Below are 8362 nucleotides of genomic sequence, written 5' to 3'. Positions count from 1 at the left end.
AAAGGAATTGAACACATTGGGGTAGTTGCCACAGGAGCATGACTTTTGCGGCAGGGGCGAAGTCAACCGTCCTTATGTTCCACCACACTAAGGTAGGAGAGCCTTGCTCGTTAGCACTACTGGGTAGGAATAAGCGTAATGGCTATCTATGAGGGTAGAGGCACTGTCGAACTCTGACAGACGCAAGCCCCCACTTCAATCAGACCGAAGGTCGATAAATGGCGGGTTGTTGACGCCTTTGATACCGTTAGACGGTGCTACAATAAAAAAAGGGGGGTAATAATGAAAGCCATAACCGGATTATATATAATTATTGTTTTAATGCAATTCATCACTCTAACAAATATTACATTATTTAATGGGGAATGGAACGGCCTCGCAATGTGGTTGAGTACAGGCTTATTTATAGCAGGTACTGCCTTTTATCTTCTAAATAGAAACACAACACCAAATAAACAGAGTTGAGAAGCTAGAACAGTGCCAAAACACCTCGTAATGAACAAAAGAGCCCTTGTGTTTTTCAAAAGCGCTCTTTGTTTATTATAAACTTCATTCAGTGAGGGCTAGGTTCACAGGATGTGAATCATGCAGACGTTGTCACAGGACGTGGCGTTCTTAGTCTGCTTTCCTCTTAGCCCCACTGAATAAATAGGAACTCGGGTAAAGAGCACTGCGTCCTGTAGCAATACCTGAGTGACCGGCTTCAGCCGGCCCGAACCAATCGGGCTTTTACGGACAGTTGATCCCCCGCTTATTCTTCTTTTCTTTTCGACGTCTTGAAGCGGGGGTCTTACTGCCCGTTAATGCGGGATAAAAGAAGGAACATTAAATAAACACACTTTTTTCAATTTGCTTCATCTCATAAAAATAGCCTTTTTTATTGATTAATTCATCAAACGTTCCTGATTCAATAACCGTTCCCTTTTCCATGACAATGATTTGATCCATCGCCTCAAGCCCTGTCAATCGATGGCTGACGAGAATGAGTGTATCGTCTTTAGCGGCCTCGAAAAGCTGGTCATATAGTTTTTTCTCTGTTACAGCATCAACGGAGGAAGTCGGTTCATCAAGCAGCCAGACATGAGCACTCTTCAGCATCGCACGGGCAATGGCTAGCCGCTGTTTCTCCCCGCCAGATAAATTCTCTCCTTTTTCAAAGATCGGATCCTCTAATGAAAATGAGTCAAGCTGTACATTTAAAAGCGCTGTTTTCATTTCTTGATCGGTTAGTCCCTCTTTTGCAATCATCAAATTTTCGCGGATCGTGCCGAAAAAAAAGTGATTTTCTTGCAAAACGACATTCGTACGTTCCCAAATACTTTCCTGTATCAATGAATCAACCTGTTTGCCATCCAAACGAATGTCCCCAAGGCTAGCCGGGTACACGTTTAACAAAAGCTGCAGCACCGTCGATTTTCCTGACCCGCTTGGCCCGACAATCGCTGTTTTCGATCCGGCCACAATGTTCAACTGAATGTTTTCAAGCGTCAGCCTTTTTTCCCCTGGATACGCAAAAGACACACCATCCATTTCCATTGAATACGCTTTTCCATTCGAAAGCCGACTAGAAGTTGCACTCTTTTCCTCTTCAGATTCGCCTTCTACTACGGAAAACAGCCGCGTTGCCGCATGTCTGCTCTCTTCTAAATGAGCTGGTAATAAAGCCATTGGTACCGCATTTTCAAACACAGTGAGCGAAATCATCACAAGCATCGCTAAAAACAGCCCAGCAAGCTCCCCTTCTGTAACGAGATAGGCACCAAGAGCGAGTACAAACCAGGAAATTATGAGCGCTACTAGTGTATGGACCGACTGGTTAAACACTGCATGAATGCCTTCCCTCTCCTGCCCGTTCACATACAAATCGGCGGATTGCCCCAGATGCTGTTCTTTCCTGTCAAGCTTCTGATAAATTTTCAAATCACGAAACCCATACAAAAGCTCTGTCACGTCCGTCGACAAGGCGCCCCGATCTTCACGCACCTGACGATCTATTTTCCGCTGTCTTAACGCAAATAGAGCCGGCACAACAAAACCGGTTAAAATGAGCCCGATAAACAACGTCAACGCTACGTAAATGGAATAAAACGTCGTAAAGAAAATCGTACTTAAAAAGACGATAACAAGCACAATGGGCGGATAAAAGACACGTAAAAAGAAATTTTGTAAACTTTCCACGTCACCGACAATTCGCGCCAGCAAGTCGCCGCTTCGATATTGATGAAAAATACCTGGTGCAAGAGGCACCAACTTTTCATAAAACGACACACGTAAATTGCTTAATATCGTAAATGTCGCCCGGTGGGAAAAATAGCGCTCCATATAGCGGCTAACCGACTTTGCCACCCCGAACATTTTCAACGTCGCCGTCATGATCGTAATAATATAAAGCGGCGGAGCAAGAGCAGATTTGGCTATCATATACCCGCTCATCGCAAACAACCCGACAGATGTCAGCCCGGCAAGGACGCCAAATAAGATCGAAAACAGAATATCTCGTTTCTCTGCCATCATCAGCTTGATAACGACCATTATATCCTTCATATAGCCGCACCCCTTTGCTGCAATACCATTTCTCGATATCCCACGCTCGTCTCCAACAATTCCATATGTGTTCCTGAAGCGAAGATTTCTCCATTTCTTAAAAAAAGAATCCGATCTGCATTTTTGATTGTATGCAGCCTATGTGCCACCGTGATAACGGTCGAATGTTTAGCCAGTTCAGCCATTGATTGCTGCAAAATGTGCTCCGTTTTCAAATCCAAACCAGTCGTTGGTTCATCAAATAAAATGATAGACGGCTGTTTTAAAAAAGCGCGGGCAAGCGCGATCCGCTGTTTTTCTCCGCCAGAAAGACCACGTCCCCCTTCGCCAATCGGCGTATCATAGCCGTTTTCAAATGATTGAATTAAATCCGAAATGCCCGCTTTTTTCGCAGCCGCTTCAATGTCTGCACGCAACACTTCCTTCGCGCCGCCGATCGCAATATTATCCGCAATCGTTCCTGAAAATAAATACGGATGCTGGGAAATATAGCTTAGCTGATCAAACCACGACGTTTCGCTATAATCTGAACGCGGGCGCCCATTCACAAGAACGTTGCCTTCAGATGGATCAAATAAACCCGCAATTAAATGAAGTAGAGTCGTTTTCCCTGAACCGGTCTGCCCGACTATCGCCATTTGCGTATTTGGCGGAATGGTAGCATTCACATTTTTTAATGAAAAACCATCTCCATATTGAAAAGAAGCATGACGCAGTTCAATCGAAGGATTGACAACGAGGTCAGTTCCCCAATGTACGGGCTGATCTGTTTCTTCCAGCTCATCCATCACTTTTTTCGCCGCTCCCATGCTGCCTCTTCCTGTATGGAACGCACTGCCAAGTTCTTTCAGCGACAAATAAAACTCCGGCGCCAGCACAAGCACGAAAAAGGCGGTGGAAAAGTCAATGCTTTCAAAAACAACAAGACGAAGCCCTACTTCAAGCGCAATTAAGCCGATGCTCAGCGTGGAAATAAACTCCAGCATCAACGTCGAAATGAAGGCAATTTTCAAAATGGTCATCGTTGCATCTCGAAAATCAAGGCTGCTCTGTTCAATTAATTCACGCTGTTTTATAGCGCGCCCAAACAATTTCAACGTCGTCAGTCCTTGCAATGTATCTAAAAAACGGCCTGAAAACGCGGCTAATTTATCAAGCTGTTCTTCTGATTTCGCCTTCGTTTTCATCCCTACAATAATAAAAAACAGTGGGATAAACGGTGCTGTAATGATCATAATTAGTCCACTGTACACATGCTCATACAGCACGACTGCCAAAATCATGAGCGGTACAATCGACGTTTGAATGACTTGCGGAATGTATTTGCTGTAATAGCTGTCGATCTCATCAACCGCATCCATCATGACACTTACTTTACCGCCGGATTGCCCCGCAAGTGCTGTCTGAATGGGATTTCGCGTCAGCTTTTCCAAAAGCATTCTTCGTACTTTTCTCTTTACGTTCGAGGCCATTGTCACACCCGTCCGTCCGTTCAAATAAGAAAGCACTACACGCACTAGCATGACGGCAAGTAAGCCCCATAAAAGCGGCATAATATCCTGAAATGACTGTTCTTTTAAAAACACACCATCGACGATCGTCACAAAAAAGTAAGCTTGACCAATCATCATCGCACCTGTTAAAACAGATGAAACGAATAAAAAAGCCGTCATCGTCTTTTGCTCAAATGCCCATTTCCGAAGCATATCCATGTAAATGCTCCCACCTTTATTGTTATAAATGTTCGTGAAGGATTTCACAATACCTTTCCATTATAAATGATACGATTGAAAAATACTTGTTTCAAGGAGCCTATTTTCTCGATGTTTACCTTCACTTTCACATTTTGTCCATCTTATCACCTTTCCATAGACGGACCGAATAAACCGATTGTAAAGCGGATAAAGTGAAATTTCATTCAGTGGGGGTTAGGTTTACAGGATGTGAATCATGCAGACGTTGTCACAGGACGTGACGATCATAGTCTGCGTTCCGCTTGCCCCCACTGAATAAACAGGAACTCAGGTAAAGAGCGCCGCGTCCTGCGGCAATACGTGAGTGACCGGCTTCAGCCGGCCCGAACCAATCGGGCTTTTACGGGCAGTTGATCCCCTGCTTATCCTTCTTGTCTTTTCGATGTCTTGAAGCGGGGTCTTACTGCCCGTTAATGCGGGATAAAAAAAGCCTATTTTTGAACGAATTGTTCAAAAATAGGCTTTTTTATCTTTCATTGTAAAACGTAATTGCCTGTCTGCCCATCTGTATCCAAGCGTCGATGAAATCTTGTTTCGCTACTTTTTTATTTTTCGCCCCTGTTAATGGGTCGTTAAAGAAAACATAGTCCGTATCATAGCCCGTTACGACGACAGAATGTTCCCGATACGTAATATCAACTTCTCCCGACGGGGTTTGCCATGTTTGGAATTCTTCGGGCGGCAATGTTTTATATTGGGAGTTCGTAATGATCCAGACAGGCATCCCATTTGATATGGACTCTTCCATTTCACTGAAGTCCCCACCGGTCATATCGATGATCCGGCCTGGTAAATATTTTTCAGCCAACTCTTTAACCGGAGCATGGTACACGCCTAAACCTGGGTTATCAAAACTATACATATCGCCCACAAAGCCTTCATTCGGGTGACCGAAATAAACTTGTCCATTTTTCTTTTCATATGCCGTTGGATCGCGCTTAATCCGCTCAGCAAGCTCCATTTTATCCACGGTAACACCCGCATATTGTAAAAGCATCGACAGACTCGTCACTTCACATCCTCTCGGAAGTTCCGGCATCTGCTCGATCAGCGGTACGTCCAAAAGTGCTTGTTCTTTCTTCGTCATTTGAACGGCTTCCAATTTGTGTTCCGGTTCTTTTTCCTCTTTCTCTGCTACTTGTACGATCTGGATTTCATTGTCCTGTGTCACATACATATTAACACCGAGTACAGCGAAGAAAAGAAAAAGAAAAACAGCCCCCATCTTCTTATAAGAATACATGCATCATACCCTCCCTTATAAGATTCTGTGACTATTATCTCATATGATTTGAAATTGCACAGCCATTTTATTTTTAAAAGAACGCATGCAAAAAACTGTACCGGCTAGAGGCTTCCCTATATGCACGGTCTTCTTATCATACAAATACGCAAAATTATTGTTAGATCGGTGGTAAATCGCTTCTTTCCACATATGAATACCTCTCAATACAAAGGTTCTTCAACTTCGCTTTCACTAACAGAGAACATCATGTTCAAGGTAATTTAATCCAGTTCCAACAGCATTTGCTATCGTTTTTTTTGAATCATTCCTTTTTCTAAGACAAATAGTAATACTGAACAGATGAGAAAAAACAAGTGCCTCATTTAAACAAGAAAGGAGAATGTGATAATGGACGGAAAAAAAGCACCAAAAGATCGGATGACTGATCAAAATAATGGATTGACTGATACACAAGAGGTTTTGTATATTCATGAATTTAAAAAAGCAGATGCAGCTCAAAAAGACAAAAATAAGGAAATATATAAGAAAAGCCCTAGGATTTATTAAATCCAGGGCTTTTCCTTTGAGATGATATTACAGTTTTTCTTCATCTTTATCATCATGTGTTGGATGTGCTCCAGGGTACTTTCTTGGAAGATTCTCATGAAGATTTCGGTTTTCATACGTGAAAGCACTCATATATTGTTGGCCATCCTTCCATGGAGTGCCCTTATTTTCAACTGGTTCGTTTTTACCCTGCGGGGCACCATATGCTCCTTCGGGTAATTCCTCAGCTGTTAAGAAATTTCTTTGTTTTTCCACGTTCGATAACTCTTTATACTCCCTTTTATTCTCCATGTTAACACCCCTTCATTTTTTTATAATGTACCCCAAAATGAAGAGGCCTATAACGACCATTCACCAAAAAAACAACTAGGTCAGGCTTTAATGAACCCTCTTAATAAGAGGACCTTTTGTCACATAAAAAAGGGCTGTTTTCAACTATTATTCAACAAAATTCACAATGCAGTACAACTTACACAGAACCTATTAATTGAACAGCACACCACAAAAAACGCCTCAAATACCTGAGCCGTTTCAAATACAACATGATTAATTACTAATGTTGTTTTACTCCTCCTAATAATGCCCCCATAGTATCCAGTACAATCTTCGCATCATTATTTAATAATGCCTGAACATCTTCCCTTTGAATTAAATCAATAGCATCCTTAAGTGTTCGTCTCAGCATCGATATATCAAATTCAGAACAATACTGATTAATATTGTTAATTGTTAACATATCAAGCCTTGTTAACTTTTTATAGTCTGGATTATTGTTTTCACCAACAATATGCTTAACAAGTGACCTTGCATTTGGATTTAACAATCTATCATAGAAAGGATTAGAAAAGTTTCCAATATTAAGCTCTATTAATCTTCTTGCTTCGCTAAATTCTAAATCATCACAACTTTTATTCAGCTGTGAAATGATCGTTCTAATACTTACAGCCATTTTTTATCACTTCCCAGTTTAGGTTCACCCATTACTTTATGCCTATTATCTCATAATTATTCAAACTATTCAATAAAAAAGAATGATCAGTATGATACCAATCATTCAAAAGGCCTATTTTCTATAAGCAAGCTATATCATCTATCAAAGAATGTTTTCTATTCGTAAAACAAACGTATGTCCTTTTTAAATGGCTCTTAATCTTTTTTAATCCGTCCTTCAGATGTGGCATCAAAGAAATGTGCTTTGTTCATATCAAAAGCAAGCTGCAATTCTTCCCCGACCATAATATTCTGGCGGGAGGCCATTCGGGCCACAAAATTCTGACCTTCGATATCTGAATAGACCATGATTTCAGCACCGAGAAGCTCACATACCGCTACTTTCACCGAAAACGATGAGTGTTGAGATGCTCCGATAAAAATCAACTTATCATGAATATCTTCTGGGCGAATGCCGAGTGTAATTTGCTTACCTACGTAGCCTTGATCACGTAATAAACTCATTTTCTCTTCCGGCACAGCAAGTGATTTTGATCCAATTGTAATAAATCCTTCACTTAGTTTTCCGTTGAAAAAGTTCATTGGAGGCGAACCGATAAAACTTGCAACAAATGTATTCTCTGGATTCTTATACACATCTTTCGGTGAACCGATCTGCATAATCTTTCCTTCTTTCATGACCACGATCCGTGTTGCCATTGTGAGTGCTTCTGTTTGATCATGTGTTACGTAAATGGTTGTTGTCTGCAAACGCTGATGAAGCTTAATGATTTCTGTACGCATCTGCGCACGAAGTTTTGCATCAAGGTTGGAAAGCGGCTCATCCATTAAAAATACTTTTGCATCACGAACGATCGCACGGCCTAGTGCTACACGCTGCCGCTGCCCGCCTGACAATGCTTCCGGTTTCCGCTTCAAATAATCTGTAAGTCCAAGCATTTGTGCCGCATTTTCCACCCGCTGCTTCATTTCGTCTTTCGGCATTTTGCGAAGCTTCAAAGGGAACGCTATGTTATCATATACGGTCATGTGCGGATAAAGCGCGTAATTCTGGAACACCATTGCGATATTGCGATCTTTCGTTGCCACGTCATTGACACGTCGGTTATCTATGTAGAAATCTCCTTTTGAAATTTCTTCAAGGCCGGCGATCATGCGAAGTGTCGTTGATTTCCCACAGCCCGACGGACCTACAAAAACGATAAACTCTTTATCATAAATATGAAGGTTGAAATCTTCAACCGCTATAACGTTGCGCTCATAAATTTTATAAATATTATTTAATTGAAGTTCCGCCATTTCCAACTGCCCCCTGCACATT

The 8362-nt window shown here is 41.8% G+C and carries 9 protein-coding genes; 2 read left to right on the top strand and 7 right to left on the bottom strand.

Translation table 11 applies throughout. The annotated features are described in order from the left end of the window. Window positions 1-282: 282 nt before the first annotated feature. Entirely contained in the window at window positions 283-465 is a 183-nt protein-coding gene (locus BLL40_RS15080; RefSeq protein ID WP_073712690.1) for a hypothetical protein, read from the top strand. A gap of 360 nt (window positions 466-825) precedes the next feature. On the opposite strand, the gene cydC is transcribed toward BLL40_RS15080, so the two are convergent. The 4 genes from cydC to BLL40_RS18250 form a co-directional block, all read right to left on the bottom strand. Continuing rightward, window positions 826-2544, bottom strand: a complete 1719-nt coding sequence (cydC, locus tag BLL40_RS15075; protein ID WP_073712689.1) for a thiol reductant ABC exporter subunit CydC — start codon at window positions 2542-2544, stop codon at window positions 826-828. Next, a complete protein-coding gene (gene cydD / locus BLL40_RS15070) occupies window positions 2541-4256 on the bottom strand; it encodes a thiol reductant ABC exporter subunit CydD (protein WP_073712688.1) in 1716 nt (571 codons plus the stop codon). Before cydD ends, cydC begins: the two co-directional genes overlap by 4 nt. Before the next feature lie 508 nt (window positions 4257-4764). After that, window positions 4765-5541, bottom strand: a complete 777-nt coding sequence (locus tag BLL40_RS15065; protein ID WP_073712687.1) for a C39 family peptidase — start codon at window positions 5539-5541, stop codon at window positions 4765-4767. 39 nt (window positions 5542-5580) lie between these two features. Next, window positions 5581-5733, bottom strand: coding sequence for an alpha amylase N-terminal ig-like domain-containing protein (locus BLL40_RS18250; protein ID WP_083566562.1), 153 nt, complete (start codon window positions 5731-5733; stop codon window positions 5581-5583). A 198-nt stretch (window positions 5734-5931) separates the two neighbouring features. Between BLL40_RS18250 and BLL40_RS16840 the strand changes: the two genes are divergently transcribed. After that, window positions 5932-6090, top strand: a complete 159-nt coding sequence (locus BLL40_RS16840) for a YfhE family protein (protein ID WP_083566561.1) — start codon at window positions 5932-5934, stop codon at window positions 6088-6090. 27 nt (window positions 6091-6117) lie between these two features. Here BLL40_RS16840 and BLL40_RS15050 read toward each other — a convergent pair whose 3' ends face one another. The 3 genes from BLL40_RS15050 to BLL40_RS15040 form a co-directional block, all read right to left on the bottom strand. Then, window positions 6118-6381 (bottom strand): hypothetical protein, encoded by a 264-nt coding sequence (locus BLL40_RS15050; protein ID WP_073712686.1) that lies wholly within the window; start codon window positions 6379-6381, stop codon window positions 6118-6120. Window positions 6382-6643: 262 nt separating this feature from the next. After that, complete coding sequence (locus BLL40_RS15045) at window positions 6644-7039, bottom strand: hypothetical protein (protein ID WP_073712685.1); 396 nt, start codon at window positions 7037-7039, stop codon at window positions 6644-6646. 197 nt (window positions 7040-7236) lie between these two features. After that, window positions 7237-8340, bottom strand: coding sequence for an ABC transporter ATP-binding protein (locus BLL40_RS15040; RefSeq protein ID WP_073712684.1), 1104 nt, complete (start codon window positions 8338-8340; stop codon window positions 7237-7239). Between the last annotated feature and the right edge of the window lie 22 nt (window positions 8341-8362).

Origin of the sequence: Domibacillus mangrovi, from assembly GCF_001906925.1 — a bacterium.
Lineage (GTDB): Bacteria > Bacillota > Bacilli > Bacillales > Domibacillaceae > Domibacillus > Domibacillus mangrovi.
The sequence above is the reverse complement of the archived record's forward strand: the minus strand, read 5'-3'. Positions and strand labels throughout refer to the sequence as shown.